Raw genomic sequence first — 22,654 nt, forward strand, 5'->3', positions numbered from 1 at the left:
ACATGAATTCAAAAGAAATAACTATTCAAATCTCTGAAGCTGCAGATTCTCTAAATCTTAAAAAATGGGATTATGGTGCAAGCTTTTCTAATGATTATTCTGTGCAAGTAGATAAAGGTGAGGCTAAACAACTTAAGGCATCACAAAAGCAAATTTTAACTATAAGAGTTTGGAACGATTCTAATTTAGTTGGTATTACAACAACTAGTGATATTAGTGAATCTGGCATAAAAAAAGCCCTAAATCAAGCAAATATTGCATCAGATTTTGGCAATAAGAATGAAAGAACAGAATTCTCACCACTAGCCAAGAATCCTATTGAAGTTAAGGACTCAAAAAAAAGAAATCCTGTTGGAATAAAAAAATTACTTACTCTTTTAAGAGAAGCGGAAGTAAAACTATTAGAAAGCCACGAATCCATAAAATCTGTTCCGTATAATGGTCTATCTGAGAGTTTTTATGAGAGAGTTTATGCAAATAGTGATGGTGCCTTTCGGAGTTATACCAAAAGTCAAGCTGCACTTTATTTATATGCAAGAGCAGAAGAGAAAAATAAGAAACCTCGTAGTTCAGGTTCCGTAAAACTTGGATATGGAGTTGATGATATAGATATAGAGTCGTGTATTAAAGACGCTTCTAATAAAACAATTTCTCATTTAAATTATTCATCTATCAAAACTGATAAATATTTAATATGTTTTTCCCCAGAGTCTTTTTTAACAATCATAAATGCATTTAGTTCAATGTTTAATGCTAGAAGCATTTTAGATGGAGTCAGCTTATCTAATAAAAATTCTATTGGAGAGAAGCTATCTACAGAAGCACTTAATATTTATGATGATGGTCTTCACGAAAAGAATATTTCTTCATCACCATTTGATGGAGAGGGAACTCCTACCAAAAGACTATGCTTAATTAACAAAGGAAGAATTGAAAATTTTATACATTCTGAATCAACTGCAAGAATATTTAAAACAGTCCCCACAGGCCACGCTGGACTAGGATCAAAAGTCTCAGTATCTCCTGATTGGATCGTAGTTGAGAGATCAGAGGGAAACTCTGATCTAAAAACATCATTAGTTCACTCTACTTATGAGGGGGAATTCGTTTATATTGAAGAATTAAATGCAATCCATGCAGGTGTCAGAGCAAGTCAAGGTTCATTCTCTCTTCCATTTGATGGATGGCTCTATAAAAACGGTAAAAAAACCTCAATAGAATCTGCCACTGTAGCAGGGGATATCAAATATCTTTTGAAAAATATAGTAAATATCGAATCAAGCCAGGAGGTAACAACAAGTGGAATTTCTCCACATATATGGGTAGATGAATTATCAATAACTGGTGACGCGTGAGAATTATATTCTGGGGAACACCTGAATATTCAATTGCAAGCCTTGATATTTTTATTAAATCTAAGCACGAAGTAATTGCAGTAGTAAGCCAACCAGATAAGAAAAGATCTAGGGGAAATAAATTAATCTCCTCACCTGTAAAAAGTTTTGCCGAGCAAGAATCTATAAAAATTTATACTCCAGCAAAAATCAGGGGCAATATAGATTTTATAAATGAACTTAAATCACTTTCTTGTGATTTATTTATTGTTATAGCTTACGGAAAAATTTTACCAAAAGAGATATTGGAAATCCCAAAATTTGGTTGTTGGAACGCTCATGCTTCATTACTTCCAAGATGGCGCGGTGCTGCCCCAATCCAATGGTCCCTAATAAAAGGTGATGAATTTACGGGTGTAGGAATTATGAAAATGAATGAGGGACTAGATACTGGCGACATATTGTTGGAAGAAAAAATTAAAATCGATAATAACGATAATTTAAATACACTATCTGAAAAACTTAGTATTTTATCTGCAAATTTATTTTTAAATGCTACATCTTTAATCGAAGAAAATATTAATAAAATTAGTAATTTTCAATTAACAAAACAAAATACCCTTGGAAGAGAAATTACTTACGCAAGAATGATTGAAAAATCAGATTATAAAGTGGTTTGGAGTAATGAGGCATTTAAAATCTCAAAAAAAATAAAAGCATTATACCCACGAGCAAATACGACTTTTAGAGGTAAGAACCTAAAAATAATTAAAATCAAAGTTTTGAGTAGTGATGAAATTAAAAATGAAAAATACCTTTTAATTAACAATTATTCAAAACCAGGAATTATTCTTGCTGTCATAGAAAATGAAGGAATTATAATTTCAACTAAAACTGATCCGATTATTTTGTTAGAAGCAAAACTTGAAGGCAAAAATATATCTAGCAAAAATCAATTGATACAACAGTTAAAACCAACGGTAGGTGATTATTTCTCAGATTAAGTTTTAGATTCTTTTTTAGAGAATCCCCAAATGAAAGCAAAAAGAATCAAAATATAAAAATAATAGTCAGGAAGAATAGACTCTTTAATTAACGTATTTAGTAAAAGTTTAATCCCAACAATTAAAATTGCTACGTAACCGGCTGTTTCTAATCTAGAAAATATATCCAGAAGTTTTAGAAAAATCCCCGATGTAAATCTTAATGCTAATACACCAATTACTGCTCCAAATATAATTAATATGTATTGATCGCTGATAGCTACTGCAGTAGTAATACTGTCTATAGAAAATGCAAAATCAGTAATTGAAAGAAGTGCTACAACTCTTAAGAACCTAAAATTATTTTTTTTATTATCTGTACCATTTTCAGCGTTTTCTATATCTGAATTTAAAAAAATATTAGAGAAGAATAAGTATATTAAATAAAAACCAGCAAAAACCCTAATAAAAATAAACTTGAGAAGAATATTAGATAATATGATGAGTATAATTCTAAATAATAAAGATATTGTTATACCTATATTTAAGGCTCTTGATCTTAATTCTGAACTGTCGAGGAATTTAGTAAGAGAAGCCAGTGCGACAGCATTATCTGCCGACAATAATAATTCTAGAACAATTAATATGGGTAAAAGTGTCAAAATTTCGTACCAACTGTCTACTTGATCTAGTGTGGGTATAAAAGAATTTATTGCGGCTGAATCCATCAAATATTATTCACAATCACTATAAAATCTAATATAATATATCGGATATTTGTAATCAAGATTGATAACTATAAATGAGTTTAAATACTTTAGTTGATTATATTTCTAACTCACAAATTACTTCTGAATTAATAAAAAGAATTTCAAAAAATAATGAATTAAATATTATTGGTTCAAGTAGATATGCGAAATCGATAATCTTAGATAGCATCGCAAAAAAAGAAGAAAAAAATATATTATTAATTTGTCCTAATGTAGAAATTGCCTACAAATGGATTGGTTATTTTGAAAGTATAAATGATAAAGCAGTTTTATATTATCCTCCAACAGAACATCTACCATACTCATCAATTAATAAATCCAAAGAGATTGAATTTAGTCAGCTTACTGTTTTATCCAAATTAATAAAAAAAGAGAAAAATGAACTTAATATTGTTATATCAACTGAGAGATCACTACAACCTCATCTAATAAATAAAAACTTATTAATTGAAAAAAAGTTAGATTTGCAAAAAGGGGTTCAAATAGAGATTCAAGAATTAGCAAATAAACTTACCTTGCTGGGTTATGCGAAGGACAATGTTACTTCAACAGAAGGATTCTGGAGTAGGAGAGGGGAAATAATAGATATTTATCCTGTCAATAATGAATTTCCTATAAGATTAGAATTTTTTGATAATGTAATTGAGAAAATAAGAGAATATGATCCCTATACACAGAAAACATTAGAAAGTATAAATAATATTGAAATAATACAGGCTGGATTTGATTTGCTATTAAAAGATAAGTTAAATAATTTATCTAAGAACAGTATTTTTAATTCAGAAGATATAAATAAAAATAATCTTGATCGTTATTTAGGAATAATTGAAAATGAACCCTCAAATTTAATAGATTTTATAGATAGGGAAACAATTCTTGTAATTGATGAACTAGAAGATTGTAAGAAATTTGCAAATAATTGGTATCTAGATTCAGAAAGTAATTTTGATAATTGTGCGTATGAATTAAATGAAAACCTTAAAAGTAATGACATTAATTTAGAGGCCAAACCTAATTTGCATTTAAAGTTTGACGAAATATTAAATTCATTAGAAAATTTTAATTTAATAAAATTTTATGAATTTGAATCTAAAGTCAATATTGATAATAGGTTTTTGTTAAACGATAAAAGATTAAATTCATATTCTAAAAATATAGGAAAATTATCCAATGATATAAATAAAAATATAAAAAATAATGAAAAAGTATGGATACTATCAGCTCAGCCATTGAGAACTAGGACTTTACTTTTTGAGCACGAATGTAATGCAAACTTCTTAAACAATCCTAATGATATTGATGCAGCATTTAAGTCAATTAACAATTCAACTCCTTTAATTTTAAAAAATAAAAACAATTATGAAATCGAGGGCTTTTATCTTCCGATATGGAAGGTTGTCCTGATAACAGATAAAGAATTATTTTCACAACAATCTCTTTTTAATAATGTATTCATAAGAAGAAAAAAAAGAAGTGTAAATTCAAATATAAATGTAAATAAGATTAGTCCGGGTGATTTTATAGTTCATAAAAATCATGGAATTGGAAAATTTTTAAAAATAGAAAAAATAAATATAACTGGAGATTCAAGAGACTATTTAGTCATTCAGTATCAGGACGGGAAGATAAGTGTTGCCGCTGATCAACTTGGTAGTGTTAACAGGTATAGATCAAGCGGAAAAATAAATCCAAAAATAAATAAATTAGGAGGAACAGAATGGGAAAGAATAAAAGAGAAAAATAAGAAACAAATAAAAAAAGTTGCTGTCGATATTTTAAAACTTTATGCAAAGAGAGAAAAATTAAAGGGATACATTTACCCAGAAGATGGTCCTTGGCAAAATGAATTAGAGGAATCATTCCCTTATCAACCAACACCTGATCAAATTACTGCTGTAGAAGAAATAAAATCTGATATGGAAAGCGATAAGCCAATGGACAGACTAGTTTGTGGAGATGTAGGATTTGGCAAAACAGAAGTAGCTGTTCGGGCTATTTTTAAGGCTATTACATCAGGCAAACAGGTAATATTACTAGCACCCACAACAATCCTAGCTCAGCAACATTGGAGAACGATAAATAATAGATTTTCACCTTACCCTATAAAAGTATCATTACTCAATAGATTTAAAACTGTTAATGAAAGAAAGGAAATCTATGCAGGTTTGAAAAATAACAAAATTGATTTAGTTGTAGCAACGCACCAAATTTTAGGAAAAGAAATAGAAATTAAAAACTTAGGACTACTTGTTATCGATGAAGAACAAAGATTTGGAGTAAGACAAAAGGAAAAAATTAAAAAAATCAAAACCAACATAGACGTTTTAACTCTTTCGGCAACTCCAATTCCAAGAACTCTTTATATGAGCTTATCTGGACTAAGACAAATGAGCTTATTAAATACTCCTCCTCCATCAAGAAGATCAATAAAAACATATTTATCTGAAATAGATATGGATGTTATAAGAACTGCAATTAATCAAGAACTTGATAGAGGTGGTCAAATTTTTTATGTTCTTCCAAGAATTTCTGATATTGATCAAGCTATAAACAAATTAAAAAATATGTTCCCCAGCTTAAAATTTATTGTTGCTCATGGGCAAATGAACGAAACAGAGCTTGAAAATGCAATGATTGCTTTTAATAATGGAGAAGTTGATCTAATGATATGTACAACGATAATTGAAAGTGGATTGGACATCCCTAAAGTAAATACAATAATTATTGAAGATTCTCACAAATTTGGCCTTTCACAACTTTATCAACTTAGAGGAAGAGTTGGCAGAAGCGGTATACAAGCACATGCTTGGTTATTTTATCCAAATATAAATAAGATTAATGACGCTGCAAAACAAAGATTGAAAGCTATAAAAGATTTTTCTGAACTAGGAAGTGGATACCAACTTGCAATGAAAGATATGGAAATAAGAGGTGTTGGTAGTTTATTAGGAGAAGAACAAAGTGGAAAGGTTAATGCGATTGGATATGATTTATATATAGAAATGCTACATGAGGCTATTTCAGAAATAAGTGGGCAAGAAATACCTGAAGTTAACGACACACAAATTGATCTACCAATAAATGCATTTATACCTGCAACATGGATATTAAACAGGGAAGAGAAGCTTGAGGCTTATAAATCTGCTACTGAATGTTCAAAAAATGATGAATTAACTGAATTAGCAACAGACTGGGTGAATAGATATGGAAACTTACCCAAACCTGTTGAGTCCCTAATTATGATAATGAGACTAAAATTACTAGCTAAAAAATGTGGTTTTAATAAGATAAAGCTCAAAAAGCCAAACATCCTGATAGAAACAAAATTAAAAAATTCTACTTTTAAAATTCTTAAAAATTCTTTAGCAAGTAGTGTTCAAAATAAATTTCATTTTAATGAAGGCGAACAATTATCAATAATCACTATAAGGGGTTTAGGTGCAACTGAAATTCAAAATCAAATTGATCAACTTATGTTGTGGTTGGGATCTTTTGAAAGAGAAATAAAGAATTTCGATAAAGAACTTTTTATGAAAAAAGAATAAATTATTAAATAATTATTTAAAATCCGCGAATCAGTTTGAATTCGGTTAGGTTTATAAAAATTTATTTGTTTTATGGGTGAATATATAGACGTCGGAATCCAAACTTCGATTTTACCCTTATCAATTATTCTTTCATCAATTGTACTTGGTATATTTGCATTATTTGGCGAAGAAACAGAAAATGATGATGATGATTCTGATTCAGGAAGTGGCGGCCTAATGCAACCTATTTGAAATTATTTATAACTTATTTGTTTTGACTTTCTCTTTGATACTCTAAATAACCTATAAAAAGAACCTAACATTAAGATTAGAGCAGTTAAAGAAGAGGCAAAAATAAAAATCACCAAAAATATTTCATAGAGATATGAAAAGAGATCAATTAATAATAAAAAAGATTTATTAATTGTCGAAGGTAAATTCTGTAGCAGCAAATTTTTATTAGGAATTAAGTAATTTATATAAACTAATAAAATACTTAAAATAAACAAAATGAAAGATTCAGTAAATAGTCTTCTTTTAGATTTTCTTCTTAAATTTAATTTTTTTTTAAAAATATATTTATCAGATTTAATATTCAAATTTGGTATGTTTAAATCAGCCATACATAAAAGCTCAAAGAATAAATTTGAATTACTCTGAAAAGAAATTTACCTATAATATCGTGTTTGTATTCGAGATGCTAATGGCTCTTTATTCTGGAATTATTAGTTCATTTTTTTCTTTATCTTCAACAGGATTATAAAAATAAATAAAAGTAGAGGAACATAGAATTAAGGAGAAAATTGCAATAAAAGGCGGCATAATGAAATTCAAAATTTTTAATTTGTTGTTTAAAACAAATCTTCCTTTTTTTGGTATGTAATTAGATACCACAGTGTTCTTTATTCTTACTTTTGATGATTCATTTAATTGATCAAAACAATTTATGGTGTCTGTCAAAGATGTATTCCCAATCTTTATATTTAAGGGATTTACATTTGGTTTAGAGCTCTTAAGCACAATATTATGTATGTAAAGATTATCGGCTTTTATATCAATTAATTTAGACTCATATATTGGGGTTTCGCTTTTGATTAAAAGATTTGAATAAATATAAAAAGCATCCATAATAGGCCCTAAATGTTCAATTTTGCCTTCAATAAGTGGTTTATCTACTATGGTTAATTTCCATTGAGAAATTATAGATATTTGATCTTTATTTTCATTATTGGAATAATCTGGTAATCCGATTATTTCTAGACTTGCCGAAGATTGATGAAATGACAATTTATTTTGCATCATATTAAAAATCGTATAGAAAATTCTTCAACTTTTGATAACCCTGATTTGAGATGCAAAAAGATAAAATAAGCAAAGATTTTGTGATAATTTCATCATTTTCAGCTTGATTTAAAAGCTTTTTCACTCTAATAGTATCTATATTAAATCTCTCTTTAATCAACTCAATAAATCTCTTATTAAAATCATTCCAAATAACTGAATTCTCTTCAATATCTTCTTTAGATTTTAGTATCTCTCTGATATAAGGATATAAATATTTAGACATTTCAACTGTAATTCTAATTAAAGCATCGAATTCGTTAAGTTTAATATTGTTTGTAACATAAGATTTTCTCAATGGATTATTGTTCCTTAATTTCCAAATAGTAACTTTATTTGGTAAAACATTATTTAAATTAAGCCTATTTGATAAGGCGTAAAGGGACTGAATGCCATTTAAGTCGATAGTTTCTAGTATTAATAGTAATAAATCAAGCTTCTCTATAGATTTTCTTGATACCTGATTTCCTCTAGTTAAAACTGTAATTGTTCTTTATTAAAATATGGACAAATTATAACAGAATTATTAATCCATTTTTTGAAATAAAAATGAATATAACTTATCTAGTTCTTCAATAGTTAGCATTCCATAACTCCACAATAATATTGGTAATGGAGTATTATTTTTGATAGATAATTTTATGCCAAGTTCAATAGATGATTCATCTAAACCTACTACATTAAATAAATAAATTATCATTTCTTTAGATATATAATTATTCATGAATATTATTTAATACTAGAGTAAATTAGAGATTTAGTCATTTGATTTAGGACTAATTTTCTTATAAAAAGAAAATTATTTAAAAGTAAAAATGAAAATTTCCTTATTGGGAATAAAAAAACGTTTCTATTAGCAAAAATTGATATCAATGAGTCAGTTATGAAAATAGTAACGATAATATCTAAAATCCTGCTAGAAAAATACTTAAATTTAAATGATGTCAGTTGCATTTTAGTAATAGCAGTATTTTTATTTAAAAGATCATAAATAGTATTAACATCTCTCCAACAACTATTTAGACCCTGACCACCAACAGGATGAAATGTATGAAATGCATCTCCAACAAAAACTAATTTTTTAAAATTTAAAACTGGTAAATTTAAGGATAATGAAACAGGAAAAATATTAAATTCTCCAACTATTTGATCCAAATTAAATTCAACCGGCAAGATAGTTGATAAATTATCCATTAAAAAATTCTTATCAGAATTTAACCTTTCAGTTGCCTTTAATGTACTGGAAGTCCAAATTACTTGATATAAGTTTTTTCCTAAAGGTAATAATGCAAGGGGTCCTTCTTTTCTAAAAATTTCATAAGCACGTTTTTCACAATGACCTCTAAGAGAAACTTTAAAAGTTAAACAAGACTGACTATAAGATTTTTTAATATCAACAAAATCTAAGAATTTTTTATCAAGTGAGTTTGCTCCTGTTGAAAAGAATTGATAATCAATTAATATTTTTTTACGTAATAATCTCTGTGGTGTCATAAAAAAAATATTTTCATAATTATCAATCTCTTGAAAAAATACGTTCATGAGATCCGAATGTTTAACTACCCAGCCAATATTTTCAGAAGAACTTATATCATCATCTAGGTCAGAAGTTGATAAATTGGTCAAAGCAGAAGTTACACTATCTGAAATTGAAAGGGTATCAAAGCCATATAAAAATGGTTCTAATTTTTTCCAAAGTCTGAATTTAGATAAGATTTTTCTTGTTGAGTGAGTAATTGCATAAGTTTTATCTTTATCAATTAATCTATCTTTTGTTAATAAATCAGTTAAAAAAATATTGCAATCAAATTTTGAAAGTGCAATTGAAAGTAATAGACCAGTGGGACCGGATCCAACAATTTTAAAATTGAATTTATTTTTCATCAAATTATATAAGTATCAACTATCTATTCAAATAAATATAGCAAATTTCCTCAAATGCTGGTCTTAATAAATAAGGATACTCACCCACCCATAAGTTAATTTCAGGAAGCCAAGCATCGGTCAAATAAAAATCTCTGTCAAAATTACGATTATCAGATGTTATTAAACATCTAATACTTGCACCCACCCTAATTTGACTGTGCTTATTTTCCATAGGAAAACTTAACTTTTCCAAATAACCTTCTTCATCTTCTAATTCAAGTACTAACCAAGTCCTTTTGTTTTCGATAACTTCTAATCGACCTTGCCTATTAGATTGTTCTCTTGAACTTTCAATCTTTTCTGTTTTATAAATATCTGATATGTAGCCATCAAATATAGAAAAAAATTTATATTTTCTTAATTTCAAATTTTTTCTACTTGATTCAAGAATTGGGCCCCAGATGATAAACAAAAAGAAGCCTACACATAGGAATAACCAGAAATTATTAGTTTGATCTCCAGTCGAACTAATAACTAATGAAATAAATCCACCAATTGAAGAAACTATTACTCTTTGAAGAATTTTTCTTGGATTCCCCAACGCGTACTTAAATTGACTTCCTGTACCAACTGCAGGAATAAGTTTTGAAATTTGACTTGAATTAATTGGAATTAACATTTTAAAAAATCAATTTTTCAAGTCCGTAAACTAATGTTTCATAATTACCTATCTTTTTAATAGCCTGTAAAACTCCTGGCATATATGCCTTTCTATCAATAGTGTCATGCTTAATTGTGTAAGTTTCACCTGGAGAACCCATAATTACTAACTGATGAGCGAGTAATCCTGGTAATCTTACAGAATGTATATTAATTCCTGAATCTCTGAGCCCACCCCGTACACCTTTCAATGACTCAGACTCTTTTACTAAATTCTGATTAAATTTCTTTGGATATTCTTCAATCATTTCTGCAGTTTTTATACATGTCCCACTAGGTGAATCAGCTTTTTGATTATGATGCATCTCTATTAATTCAATATTGTTATAAAACCTAGCAGCTACTGATGCCGCCTGCTGAAGAAGAACCATACCTACTGAAAAATTAGGAATTATTGCACAACCAACGGATGCTTTCTGAGCAAAAACAGACAAATCTTGTATTTGCGAAGGGCTTAGACCTGTAGTTCCTACGACTGGTGATACACCATATGCAATAGCTGATCTGGTATTTTCATATACAGAATCAGGATGAGTAAAATCAACCAGCACAGGTTTGATTTTTTCATTTCTATAATTTTGACTAACAGAACATAAAGTTCCTTCAAAATCATTAGAAACAAAAACATCACAATTTTCAACATTTAATAATTCAGAAATATTTGAGCCATTGTTCTTTTCGTTTATGTCGATTGCTGCAACAAGTTCACAATCTGTGGAATTTAATACAGTATTAACAACTTCGCTACCCATTCTGCCTAAAGCTCCGGAAACTAGTACTGGTATGGGTTTTTTAGAATTTTCAATCATTTTTTTTAAAAAAATTTTTTTAAAGGTTGTTACACGCTATTTATATTGCACACAATAACGTCTTTTCATTCGTAGGCTGGTAGAAATACTTAAAGAAAATCAATGTTTACGCAGGTCCGCTCAGCAAACCGCAGAGTATCTCCTGTTGAGGATAACAAACACAAAGTTGTAATAAAAGCAGTTTATGTTGTCCTTGAGCCACAATACCAAAATTCCTTAACGGAAGCTGCAAAGTCAATAAATAAGATGAATGGGCCAATAGGTATAGATCTTAGCGGCTATCTTATCGAAGAACTTAGGAATGATAGTAATTTTGAAGATTTTAAAGAAGATATAGCTAATGCAGATATATTTGTTGCTTCTCTAATTTTCATTGAAGATCTTGCTCAAAAAGTAGTTGATGCAGTATCTCCATTTAAAGACAAACTTAAAGCATCAATTGTTTTTCCCTCCATGCCAGAGGTAATGAGATTAAATAAGTTAGGTTCATTTAGTATGTCCCAACTTGGCCAATCTAAAAGTATTATTGGAGATTTAATAAAAAAGAAAAAAGAATCTGATGGAGCTAGTTTCCAAGATTCAATGTTGAAGTTATTAAATACACTACCTTCAATACTAAAATATCTACCAGTAGAAAAAGCTCAAGATGCTAGAACATTTATTCTGAGTTTTCAGTACTGGTTAGGTGGTACCACTGAGAACTTAAAAAACTTCTTGTTAATGATTTCTGAAAAGTATGCTGTTTCAGAGATCATAAAAGATCAAATAGAAGAATTTAAAATTCAAGACCCTGAAACATTCCCAGATTTAGGCATTTGGCATCCTCTTGCTCCTTGCATGTTTGAAAGTCTTAAAGAATATCAAAATTGGGAAAATAATAGAAAAGATATAAAACCTAAAGATGACAAAACTCCAACAATAGGTTTAGTGCTTCAAAGGAGTCATATCGTTACGGGAGATGATGCTCATTATGTTGCTGTTATTCAAGAATTGGAATACCGAGGTGCGAGGGTACTACCTATCTTCTGTGGAGGTCTAGATTTTTCGAAACCAGTTAAAGAATTTTATTATGATTCAATAAATAATGATCAACCTATAGTAGATGGAGTTGTATCTCTAACAGGATTTGCACTAGTTGGTGGGCCAGCAAGACAAGATCATCCTAAAGCTATTGAAGCTCTAAAAAGGTTAAACAGACCCTATATGGTTGCACTTCCATTAGTCTTCCAAACCACACAAGAATGGGAAGATAGTGATCTAGGGTTACACCCAGTTCAGGTAGCACTTCAGATTGCAATTCCAGAGCTTGATGGTGCTATAGAACCTATTATTCTCTCAGGTCGTGATGATGCTACAGGTAAGGCGCATACACTCCAAGATCGAGTTGATGTAATCGCAGAAAGAGCCATAAAATGGTCAACTTTAAGAGTTAAACAAAGAAAGGACAAAAAATTAGCCATCACAGTATTTAGTTTTCCACCAGACAAAGGAAATGTTGGTACGGCAGCATACTTAAATGTTTTCGGTTCAATTTATAGAGTACTCCTTGAAATGAAATCCAAAGGATATCAAATAGATGAACTTCCAAATAATTCAAAAGAATTAATGGAAAAAGTAATTAATAACCCTGAAGCAATGGACGGCTCTCCCGAGTTAAATATCGCTCATAAGATGTCAGTAAAAGAATACGAAGAGTTCACACCATATTCACAAAGACTTGAAGAGAATTGGGGTAAACCTCCTGGAAACCTAAATAGTGACGGACAAAATCTTCTTATTTATGGAAAACATTTTGGAAATGTTTTTATAGGTGTTCAACCAACATTCGGTTATGAAGGTGATCCAATGAGGTTACTTTATTCAAGAAGTGCAAGTCCTCATCATGGTTTTGCCGCTTATTACACCTATGTAGAAAAAATCTGGGGAGCTGATGCTGTTCTTCATTTTGGAACTCACGGATCACTTGAATTTATGCCTGGTAAACAGATGGGCATGAGTGAAACATGCTATCCGGATTCTCTCATTGGATCATTACCTAATTTGTATTACTATGCTGCTAATAATCCTTCTGAAGCTACAATCGCGAAAAGAAGAGGTTATGCCTCAACCATTAGCTATTTAACTCCTCCAGCAGAAAATGCAGGACTCTACAAAGGACTTAAAGAACTAAGCGAACTTGTTGGTTCTTATCAACAACTAAGAGAAAATAGTAGAGGTATTCAAATAGTTAATGCAATAGTCGAGACTTCTAAACAATGTAATCTTGATAAGGATGTTGAGCTCCCTTCAAAAGATGTAGAAGATCTCTCATTAGATGAAAGAGATTTATTTGTTGGTAATGTCTATAAACAGTTGATGGAAATTGAAAGTAGATTATTACCTTGCGGTCTTCATACTATTGGAGAAGCTCCAACAGCAGAAGAAGCTGTAGCAACTCTTGTAAATATTGCATCTTTAGAGAGAGAACAAGAGGGATTAAGATCTCTTCCTGGACTACTTGCTGAATCCATGGGTCTGACTATTGAACAAATTTATGATGGTAATAATAAAGGTGAACTCAAATTTGTAGAGTTAAATGAAAAAATCATAAAGACAGCAAGAGAGTCTATTTTTGCGATGGTCAACTCTTTAAAAATTGTTGATGGCAGAGTTTATTTAGAAAAATCACTTCTTTCCAAATTGTTTGACTTTTTTAAAGTATTTGGTCTGAATTTACCTACCCCTTGGCTAAGAGTCTGCAACTTAAATGGATTTAATGAAGTTAACCAGAAGGAATTAAATAAATTATTTGATTACTTACTTTTCTGTTTGGAACAGGTCTGTGCTGATAAAGAAATGGATAGCCTCATTAAAGCATTAGATGGAAATTATGTTTTACCTGGACCAGGTGGAGATCCTATAAGAAATCCAGGTGTTTTACCCAGTGGTAAAAATATCCATGCACTTGATCCACAATCAATTCCTACGACAGCAGCTGTAGCTGCTGCAAAGTCAGTTGTTGACAAACTAATTGAGAGACAAAAGGAAGAGCAAGGGACTTGGCCTGAAACAATTGCTTGTGTTTTATGGGGTACTGATAACATCAAAACTTATGGAGAATCACTTGCTCAAATCTTATGGTTTGTTGGGGTAAAACCAAAACCAGATTCTGTTGGAAGAATCAACAAATTAGAATTAATCCCTTTAGAAGAATTAGGTAGACCAAGAATAGATGTAGTCGTTAACTGCTCAGGAGTATTTAGAGATCTATTTATAAATCAGATGGCATTAATAGATCAGGCGGTCAAATTAGCGGCTGAGGCTGATGAACCATTGGAATCCAATTTTGTAAGGAAACATTCGCTAGAACAAGCAGAAAAAGAAGGTACCTCTATCAGAGAAGCTTCAGCGAGAGTATTCTCTAATGCGAGTGGAAGCTACAGTTCAAATGTTAATTTAGCCGTAGAAAACTCAACTTGGGAGGAAGAAAATGAATTACAAGAAATGTATTTATCACGCAAAACATACGCTTTTAATGCTGATAATCCAGGTGAGATGAATCAAAAAAGAGAGGTATTTGAGTCAGTAATGAAAACAGCAGATGTTACATTTCAAAACCTTGATTCCTCAGAGATTTCATTAACAGATGTAAGTCATTATTTTGATTCAGATCCAACCAAATTGATTAAGACACTAAGAGATGACGGAAAAGAACCAAGTAGCTACATAGCAGACACTACTACTTCTAATGCTCAAGTTAGAACACTTGGAGAAACTATCAGATTAGACTCAAGAACAAAACTTTTAAATCCTAAATGGTATGAAGGTATGCTTAAATCTGGTTATGAAGGAGTTAGAGAACTTTCTAACAGACTTAATTACACTCTTGGATGGAGTGCGACAAGTGGTCAAGTAGATAATTTTGTATATGAAGAAACTAATGAAACATTTATAAATGACGAAGAGATGAGGAAAAGATTAATGGATCTTAATCCTAATAGTTTCAGAAGAATTGTTGGAACTTTGCTAGAAGTCAATGGCAGGGGATATTGGGAAACTTCAGATGAAAATATTGAACAGTTGAAAGAGCTATACCAAGAGGTAGAGGATAAAATCGAAGGAGTTAAAGAATAATAAATTTATTATTTTCTGTAAATCCTATCAGCTACTTTCAGAATTTGATAATTTAGTTCCACGTTGTGAACTCTCACAATATCAATATTAAATTGAGAACAAAGACAGCTTACTGCAAGTGTTCCAATATCTCTTTCCTTTGGTTTTTTCTCATTCAAAATTTCTCCTATAAATCTTTTCCTGGATGCACCTATCAAAATTGGCAAATTCCATTTTTTAAATACATCTAAGTGTTTTAAAATTTCCAAATTATGAACAATATCCTTTGAAAAACCAATTCCAGGATCAACTATTATATTTCTCTTAGAAATATTTTTTTCTAAAGCATTTTTTATTAAATTATCAAGCGAATTCTTAACATCATTCAATACATCTTCGTAATTAGATAGTTCATTCATATTTTGACTATTTCCACGACTATGAGTTATAACGAATGGGCAGTCGAATTTAGATACAACATCCAAAATATTTATATCTCTTCTTCCTCCAGTGACATCATTTATCCAATTAGCACCATTTAAAAGAGCTTCATAAGCGACCTCAGAATTAAAGGTATCAATAGAAATTAAAACATCTGGATATTCAGATTTTATTAATTTCAGATATGGGATCAATCTTTTTATTTCTATACAAGGGCCCACTTCCTCAGCCCCAGGCCTTGTACTCTGAGCACCAAGATCTATAACATCCACACCATTACACAAAAAATGATTAACTAGATCCAAAACTTTTTTTGAAGAGTTTAATTCACCACCATCACTAAATGAATCTGGAGTTAAATTAATAACCCCCATAATTGAAGTTTTTTGTCCCCAGCCTTTTGGCCATGGATCTTTCTTATTGATAATTGGCAATTCTTGCAAAACTTTTCGGATCTAATGAAGCCCCTCCAACTAAGACCCCATCTATATCAGTCATTGACATAATTTCGTCAATATTATTAGGCTTAACAGATCCTCCATATTGAATAATTACATCATCAAAACCTATTAATTTCCTAATCAAAGAACATATCTTGTTAGCGTCTTTAGCCTCACATGTTTTACCTGTCCCAATAGCCCATATTGGTTCATATGCAACAATTAAATTTGATGGATCTGTATTTTCTAATCCTTGTTCAACCTGTCTAGTAATAACTCTATCAGCTTCTCCTCTTTCTCTTTGTTCTAATGTTTCTCCAACACAAACTATCGGAGTTAGTCCACTAGATTGAGCAAAAACTGCTCTTTTATTAATTTGTTCGTCACTTTCACTAAAATATTTCCTTGGTTCACTGTGGCCAACTATTGCATATGAGACACCATGTTCAAGAAGCATTTTGGGGGATATTTCTGCAGTAAATGCTCCTTCTTCCTCCCAATGAATATTTTGACTAGAAATATCTAAATAATTAAAATCAGAATGTCCAGAAAAGGTTGAAATCGCTGTAAAAGGTGGCGCAATAACAATTTTACGATCATTATTTATTTTTTTTATTAAAGGTATAAACTCTTCTAAATAAGACTTAGCTTCAGCACAAGTCATATGCATTTTCCAATTACCAGCAATAACAGATTTTCTCAAAATACTATCTCCAAGAAAATTATATTAATATAAATTGAGTTGAATAGGCGAATTATTCAAAAATTAATTCATTTTTTAGAAATATAACTTTATCTCCTTTATTTAATTTTCTTCCTCTCCTAGTTTCTATTACACCATTAACCCTAACAGAACCGGATTTAATAAAAACTTTTGCTTCTCCACCAGAAGAGACCAAATTTTTCCATTTTAAGAATTGATCCAATTTCATTATTTTATATAAGGAAAGATATTGGTAAAGTAGTATAAATAATTAAATATATAATATCTTGAGACTAATCCCACCATTAAGACCGTATTTAAATAGGTTTTTAAAGGGTTTTATATGCATGCTTATATATGTAGCTTGTTGGCCTTTGTTAGCTTATTTAGCTGGAAACTTAATTCCAGCAATTGGATCTGGTGATCTCTCAAAAGTCTCTAACATAATAATTAAGTCTTTATTTGTATTTTTAGTTCAAAAAACTGCTCAATTTGGACAAGATGTATTCATAGCAAAACCATCTTTAGAAATTAGTGAAGTAATGAGAGGAAATTTATTTAGCAAAATTCAAAAAATAAAGATGAATTCTGTTGAACAAATTTCAGCCGGAGACATAACATATAGATTAACAGAAGATGCAGATAGGGTAAGCGAAGTTATTTATAAAACAGCTCAGGATACTATTCCGTGTACCTTACAATTAATAGCGGTTATAGTGTATATGTTTTATTTAGATTGGTCACTAACATTATCAACTTTTGTTCTAGCACCATTGATTATTCTTTCAGTTAATAGTTTTGGAAGAAGAGTTTTATTCGCATCTGAAAAAAGTCAAGAATCAACAAGTAATTTAGCTGGCTTAATAGGTGAATCTATAAATGGGATGTCGACGATAAGGGCTTTTGCTGCAGAAAATTGGATTGAGAAAAGATTTTATAAAAGATTAAGTGCAAATAAAAAAGCAAAATATAAAACACTAAAATTACTTGCATTTCAACATCCAGTTGTAGGTTTTGTTGAAGCATTTGGAATATTAGCAATATTAGGCTTAGGCGCCGCAAGAATCAATCTAGGCCTTCTAACAAGCGAAGAATTTAGTAGTTTCTTTGCTGCAATATTGATGCTTATTGATCCAATAAGCCATGTAAGTACAAATTTTAATGACTATAAACAGGCAGAAGCCTCAATAAAAAGGTTGAAAAACATAAATCTAGAACCAATTGAAGATGATAGAGAAAATTTAAAAAAGATATCCAATATAGAAGGCAAAATTAGTTTCAAAAAAGTTAATTTCGCTTACAAAATAGAAAATCAAGTTCTTAAAAATATAAATTTAGAAATAAAAAAAGGGGAAGTCACAGCTTTCGTTGGAGCTTCTGGGGCTGGTAAAAGTACAATGTTGGCTTTGATATTAAAATTTATAACTCCAAATAATGGAGAAATTTTTATTGATGATAAAAATCTTAAGTTATTAAATACAAAAGATATTAGAAAAAAGATTGCATTAGTACAACAACAGCCTTTTTTGTTTTCAGGAAAAATTATTGATGTAATTAGAATGGGCAGAAATTTTACAAAAGAAGAAGTTATAGAATCAGCAAGAAAAGCTAACGCTCATAACTTCATTCAAAAGCTTCCTGAAAAATATGAAACTAAGATAACTGAAAGAGGATCAAATTTCTCAGGTGGTCAAATACAGAGGATAGCAATTGCAAGAGCTATACTTGGGAACCCATCAATTCTTCTTTTAGATGAGGCGACAAGTGCGTTAGATGCAGAATCAGAATCTGAGGTCCAAGAAAGTCTTAATAGAGCCATGAAGGATAGAACAGTTATTGTAATTGCTCATAGATTAGCCACTACTCAAGAGGCAAATAAAATAGTTGTATTTGATAAAGGCGAAATTATTGAAGTTGGGAAACATATTGATTTAATAAATAAATCTGGAATTTATAAAGAATTATGTGAAAAACAATTGATTAAAAAATTATAACTCTATTTTAATTATTAAAAAGGTATTTCCATGAGCGAAAACACAAATGATTCTGCAAATCCAGTTTTAACCTTTGAAGGGAAAAAATATTATATTAATGAACTTTCTAATGAAATAAAAGAATCTATAAAAGTTTTACAAATAGCAGAGACACAACTTAAGATGCACCAAGATACTATCAATTTAATTTCAATTAGCCGAAACTCTTTGGTTAATCAATTAAGAGAAAAACTAAAAAACTTAGAGTAAAATTTCAATAATTATGGATTTCTTGTAGAGAGTAAGAATCAATCTTATTATATTGCAAAGCTTTTATTGCTTTAATGGCGGCCTTTGCTCCAGGAATAGTTGTAAAAGTTGGAATATTATATTCTAGAGCAGCACGTCTTAAATAAACGTCATCATGAAGAGCCTGTGAGCCAATTGGAGTATTAATAACTAATTGAACAAGTCCCGAACGAATTAGGTCCTCAATATTTGGCCTGCCTTCATGAACTTTTAGCACTTCTTCAACCTGAATGCCTAAACTCACCAAATATGCAGCTGTACCTTTTGTTGCGATTATTTTAAATCCTAAAATCAACAGCTCTCTAGCTACATCCTCAAGATTTTTTTTATCTAAATCATTTGTAGACAAAAAAGCTACTCCTTCTGAGGGGACACCATTTCCTGCAGCCAATTCGGACTTAGCATAAGCAATTCCAAAATCTTTAGCTAAACCCATCACTTCTCCAGTAGATCTCATTTCGGGGCCAAGTAATGTATCAGATCCAGGAAATCTTTTGAAAGGTAAAACAGCCTCTTTTACAGCCTGATATTTTGGGGAAAATTCTTGGGTGAAATTAACATCTTCTAATGTAAAACCTTGCATTAACTGGGTAGCTAATTTTGCAACTGGTTTACCTATTGCTTTTGAAACAAACGGGACTGTCCTAGATGCTCTTGGATTTGCTTCAAGAATAAATAATTTATTTTCTTCTTTATTTGTATTTGTTACTGCAAATTGCAAATTAATTAAACCAACAACATTTAATCTTTGTGCAATTAATTTGGTCCAGTTCCTTACATTTTCTATTGTGGATGTTGAAAGAGAAATGGATGGCAAACAACATGCAGAATCACCTGAATGAATTCCTGCCGGCTCCACATGTTCCATCAGACCAGCAATTACAACCGAACCCTCTGAATCGCATAAAGCATCAACATCTATCTCTATAGCATTATTCAAATATTGATCAAGAAGGATTGGATGATCAGGGGAAACCCTAACTGCTTCAGAGATGTATCTCGATAATTCATTCTCATCTTTAACAATTTCCATTGCCCTTCCTCCTAAAACATAAGAAGGTCTTACAACCATGGGGAATCCTATATCTTTTGCAACTATTTCTGCTTCATTTTGATTACGGGCAATACCGTTTAAAGGTTGTCTAATACTTAGTTCTTCAAGTATTTTTGTAAATTCCTCTCTATCTTCTGCTAAATCGATAGACATTGGAGAAGTCCCAAGAATTTTTGATCCAGTTCTGACCCCATCTTTAGATTTAAGCCATTCAAATAAAGGTAATGATAATTTCAGTGGGGTTTGACCTCCAAATTGAACAATCAAACCATATGGATTTTCAGCTTCTATAATGTTAATAACGTCTTCCAAAGTTACAGGCTCAAAATATAGAATATCGCTAGTGTCATAATCTGTTGATACAGTTTCAGGGTTACTATTAACCATTATTGTTTTATAACCATTTGTAGAGGCTTGATATGATGCATGACAACAACAGTAATCAAATTCTATTCCCTGACCAATTCTATTAGGACCTCCTCCCAGAATCATAATTTTTTTTGATTTACTATTTTCTAAAATCTCGCTATCAAAAACTTGAGAATTAAAATTAATGAAAGATTCTTCGTAAGTTGAATAATGATAAGGAGTTGAGGATGAGAATTCCGCTGAACAAGTATCAACAGTTTTATAAATTGGTATAATATTAAGTTTTTTTCTAAATCTTCTCACTTCAAAAAACTCAGAATTAGTTAATTTTGCTATCTGTTGATCTGAAAAGCCTAATTGCTTAGCATGTAACATCAAATCCCTATCTAGATCATAAAGTTCCTTTTCTTTCAAAAAATCATTTTCAAAATTAAAAATATTACGTAATTTTTCGATAAACCATGAATCTATATTAGTAGCTTCTTGAATATATGAATTAGTTTTCCCAAGCTGCATAGCTTTTTTAACTAGGAGAATTCTTTCAGAAGTAGGCTTTCTTAAACTATTTTTAATGTGACTCTCGTTTTTAAATTCATCTAGTGAATCACATTCCCATCCAAAAAGACCTACTTCTAATGACCTTAATGCTTTCTGAAATGATTCTTCAAAAGAGCGACCTATTGCCATTGACTCACCAACGGATTTCATTGCAGTGCTTAATGTATTTGAAGAGCCTTTAAACTTTTCAAAGGCAAATCTTGGAATCTTAGTAACTACGTAATCAATTGATGGTTCAAAACATGCAGGTGTTTTTTTTGTAATGTCATTAATAATCTCATCAAGTGTATAACCAACAGATAATAAAGCTGCAATCTTAGCTATTGGGAATCCAGTTGCTTTACTTGCCAAAGCAGAGGATCTACTCACACGGGGGTTCATTTCTATAACAATTACTTCTCCATTAGATGGATTTATTGCAAATTGAATATTACTTCCTCCTGTTTCAACTCCTACTTCTCTAATTATTTTCAATGACAAATCCCTCAATCTCTGATATTCCTTATCTGTTAAAGTCTGAGCAGGAGCTACAGTAATCGAATCTCCAGTGTGGACACCCATTGGGTCCAAATTTTCAATACTGCAAACTATTACTACATTGTCAGCAGTATCTCTCATCACCTCTAGTTCAAACTCCTTCCATCCAATAAGTGATTTTTCAATCAATATTTGATTGCTTGGACTTTCCTCTAAGCCTGATTTAGACAACTCGACAAATTCTTCAAGGTTAAAAGCAATTCCACCTCCTACACCACCTAATGTAAATGCAGGTCTTATTATAAGAGGATAGGAACTAATTTTTTTTGATACCTCTATAGCTTCACCCAGGTTAGATGCAATCCCAGATGGGCAAACATTTACATTTATTTTCTCCATCGATTCTTTAAACAATTTTCTATCTTCAGCTTTATTAATAGCTCTTAAATCAGCACCAATTAATTCAATATTATTATGTTTTAAAAAATCTGATTCTGATAATTTAACCGCAAGATTCAAAGCGGTTTGACCTCCCATAGTGGGAAGAATCGCATCAGGTTTTTCTTTTAAAATGATCTGAGAAACAATATCAGGCGTCAATGGTTCAATATAAGTTTTATTTGCAATATCAGGATCAGTCATTATTGATGCTGGATTAGAATTTATCAAGATAATTTCATAACCAGCATTTCTTAAAGCTTTGCAAGCTTGAGTGCCAGAGTAATCAAATTCGCAAGCTTGTCCTATAACAATCGGGCCCGAACCAAGAATAAGAATTTTTTTTAGATCACCTCTTTGAGGCATAATTTAAAACCTTTGTTTATCACATGCTACTTATAAATGATCAGATGTTAATCAAGTTACTTGAAAAGCAACATTTGTTTCTAT

Annotated in this window: 18 protein-coding genes; 7 read left to right on the forward strand and 11 right to left on the reverse strand. The window is 30.6% G+C overall.

What is annotated here, in order from left to right; all coding sequences use genetic code 11:
* The first annotated feature begins 2 nt into the window (after positions 1 to 2).
* Both HA149_RS04980 and fmt read left to right on the forward strand, forming a co-directional pair.
* Positions 3 to 1,355, forward strand: coding sequence for a TldD/PmbA family protein (locus HA149_RS04980; protein ID WP_209113576.1), 1,353 nt, complete (start codon positions 3 to 5; stop codon positions 1,353 to 1,355).
* A complete protein-coding gene (fmt, locus tag HA149_RS04985; protein ID WP_209113578.1) occupies positions 1,352 to 2,338 on the forward strand; it encodes a methionyl-tRNA formyltransferase in 987 nt (328 codons plus the stop codon). Before HA149_RS04980 ends, fmt begins: the two co-directional genes overlap by 4 nt.
* Here the strand turns inward: fmt and HA149_RS04990 are convergent.
* Positions 2,335 to 3,045, reverse strand: a complete 711-nt coding sequence (locus HA149_RS04990) for a TerC family protein (RefSeq protein ID WP_209113580.1) — start codon at positions 3,043 to 3,045, stop codon at positions 2,335 to 2,337. The two genes, fmt and HA149_RS04990, sit on opposite strands and share 4 nt — an antisense overlap.
* A gap of 74 nt (positions 3,046 to 3,119) precedes the next feature.
* Here HA149_RS04990 and mfd point away from each other — a divergent pair, with 74 nt between their 5' ends.
* Together mfd and HA149_RS05000 are read left to right on the forward strand one after the other, a co-directional pair.
* On the forward strand, positions 3,120 to 6,632 hold the full coding sequence (mfd, locus tag HA149_RS04995) for a transcription-repair coupling factor (protein WP_209113582.1): 3,513 nt from the start codon (positions 3,120 to 3,122) through the stop codon (positions 6,630 to 6,632).
* Between the two features lie 72 nt (positions 6,633 to 6,704).
* On the forward strand, positions 6,705 to 6,866 hold the full coding sequence (locus tag HA149_RS05000) for a hypothetical protein (RefSeq protein WP_011818467.1): 162 nt from the start codon (positions 6,705 to 6,707) through the stop codon (positions 6,864 to 6,866).
* A gap of 459 nt (positions 6,867 to 7,325) precedes the next feature.
* On the opposite strand, the gene HA149_RS05005 is transcribed toward HA149_RS05000, so the two are convergent.
* From HA149_RS05005 to dapB, 6 genes are read right to left on the reverse strand one after another with little or no spacing between them, the layout of a single operon-like run.
* Complete coding sequence (locus HA149_RS05005) at positions 7,326 to 7,916, reverse strand: DUF4335 domain-containing protein (protein WP_209113584.1); 591 nt, start codon at positions 7,914 to 7,916, stop codon at positions 7,326 to 7,328.
* Position 7,917: 1 nt separating this feature from the next.
* Positions 7,918 to 8,442, reverse strand: a complete 525-nt coding sequence (locus tag HA149_RS05010) for a DUF3038 domain-containing protein (protein ID WP_348535641.1) — start codon at positions 8,440 to 8,442, stop codon at positions 7,918 to 7,920.
* A 39-nt stretch (positions 8,443 to 8,481) separates the two neighbouring features.
* Positions 8,482 to 8,679 carry a DUF2949 domain-containing protein gene (locus HA149_RS05015; RefSeq protein WP_209113586.1) on the reverse strand — a complete coding sequence of 66 codons (198 nt, stop codon included), beginning with the start codon at positions 8,677 to 8,679 and terminating at the stop codon, positions 8,482 to 8,484.
* 5 nt (positions 8,680 to 8,684) lie between these two features.
* Positions 8,685 to 9,839, reverse strand: coding sequence for an FAD-dependent monooxygenase (locus tag HA149_RS05020; protein WP_209113588.1), 1,155 nt, complete (start codon positions 9,837 to 9,839; stop codon positions 8,685 to 8,687).
* A 19-nt stretch (positions 9,840 to 9,858) separates the two neighbouring features.
* Positions 9,859 to 10,500, reverse strand: a complete 642-nt coding sequence (locus HA149_RS05025) for a hypothetical protein (protein ID WP_209113591.1) — start codon at positions 10,498 to 10,500, stop codon at positions 9,859 to 9,861.
* A 1-nt stretch (position 10,501) separates the two neighbouring features.
* Complete coding sequence (gene dapB / locus HA149_RS05030) at positions 10,502 to 11,350, reverse strand: 4-hydroxy-tetrahydrodipicolinate reductase (protein WP_209113593.1); 849 nt, start codon at positions 11,348 to 11,350, stop codon at positions 10,502 to 10,504.
* A 102-nt stretch (positions 11,351 to 11,452) separates the two neighbouring features.
* Here dapB and HA149_RS05035 point away from each other — a divergent pair, with 102 nt between their 5' ends.
* Positions 11,453 to 15,463: a magnesium chelatase subunit H gene (locus HA149_RS05035; protein ID WP_209113595.1), complete on the forward strand. Its 4,011-nt coding sequence runs from the start codon at positions 11,453 to 11,455 to the stop codon at positions 15,461 to 15,463.
* Between the two features lie 8 nt (positions 15,464 to 15,471).
* On the opposite strand, the gene folP is transcribed toward HA149_RS05035, so the two are convergent.
* The 3 genes from folP to HA149_RS05050 are packed head-to-tail and all read right to left on the reverse strand — an operon-like array spanning position 15,472 to position 17,255.
* Positions 15,472 to 16,317, reverse strand: a complete 846-nt coding sequence (folP, locus tag HA149_RS05040; protein WP_209113952.1) for a dihydropteroate synthase — start codon at positions 16,315 to 16,317, stop codon at positions 15,472 to 15,474.
* Positions 16,301 to 17,026 (reverse strand): triose-phosphate isomerase, encoded by a 726-nt coding sequence (gene tpiA, locus HA149_RS05045; protein WP_209113598.1) that lies wholly within the window; start codon positions 17,024 to 17,026, stop codon positions 16,301 to 16,303. Before tpiA ends, folP begins: the two co-directional genes overlap by 17 nt.
* 52 nt (positions 17,027 to 17,078) lie before the next feature.
* Complete coding sequence (locus HA149_RS05050) at positions 17,079 to 17,255, reverse strand: RNA-binding S4 domain-containing protein (RefSeq protein WP_209113600.1); 177 nt, start codon at positions 17,253 to 17,255, stop codon at positions 17,079 to 17,081.
* A gap of 118 nt (positions 17,256 to 17,373) precedes the next feature.
* Here HA149_RS05050 and HA149_RS05055 point away from each other — a divergent pair, with 118 nt between their 5' ends.
* Positions 17,374 to 19,020, forward strand: a complete 1,647-nt coding sequence (locus HA149_RS05055; RefSeq protein ID WP_209113954.1) for an ABC transporter ATP-binding protein — start codon at positions 17,374 to 17,376, stop codon at positions 19,018 to 19,020.
* Between the two features lie 30 nt (positions 19,021 to 19,050).
* The gene (locus tag HA149_RS05060; RefSeq protein WP_209113602.1) at positions 19,051 to 19,269 is read left to right on the forward strand and encodes a DUF6447 family protein; all 219 of its coding nucleotides are present in this window, start codon (positions 19,051 to 19,053) and stop codon (positions 19,267 to 19,269) included.
* Between the two features lie 4 nt (positions 19,270 to 19,273).
* Here the strand turns inward: HA149_RS05060 and carB are convergent, their stop codons facing one another.
* A complete protein-coding gene (gene carB, locus HA149_RS05065) occupies positions 19,274 to 22,570 on the reverse strand; it encodes a carbamoyl-phosphate synthase large subunit (RefSeq protein WP_209113604.1) in 3,297 nt (1,098 codons plus the stop codon).
* Between the last annotated feature and the right edge of the window lie 84 nt (positions 22,571 to 22,654).

The sequence above is a fragment of the Prochlorococcus marinus XMU1406 genome (assembly GCF_017696055.1).
Taxonomy (GTDB): Bacteria; Cyanobacteriota; Cyanobacteriia; order PCC-6307; family Cyanobiaceae; genus Prochlorococcus_A; species Prochlorococcus_A marinus_W.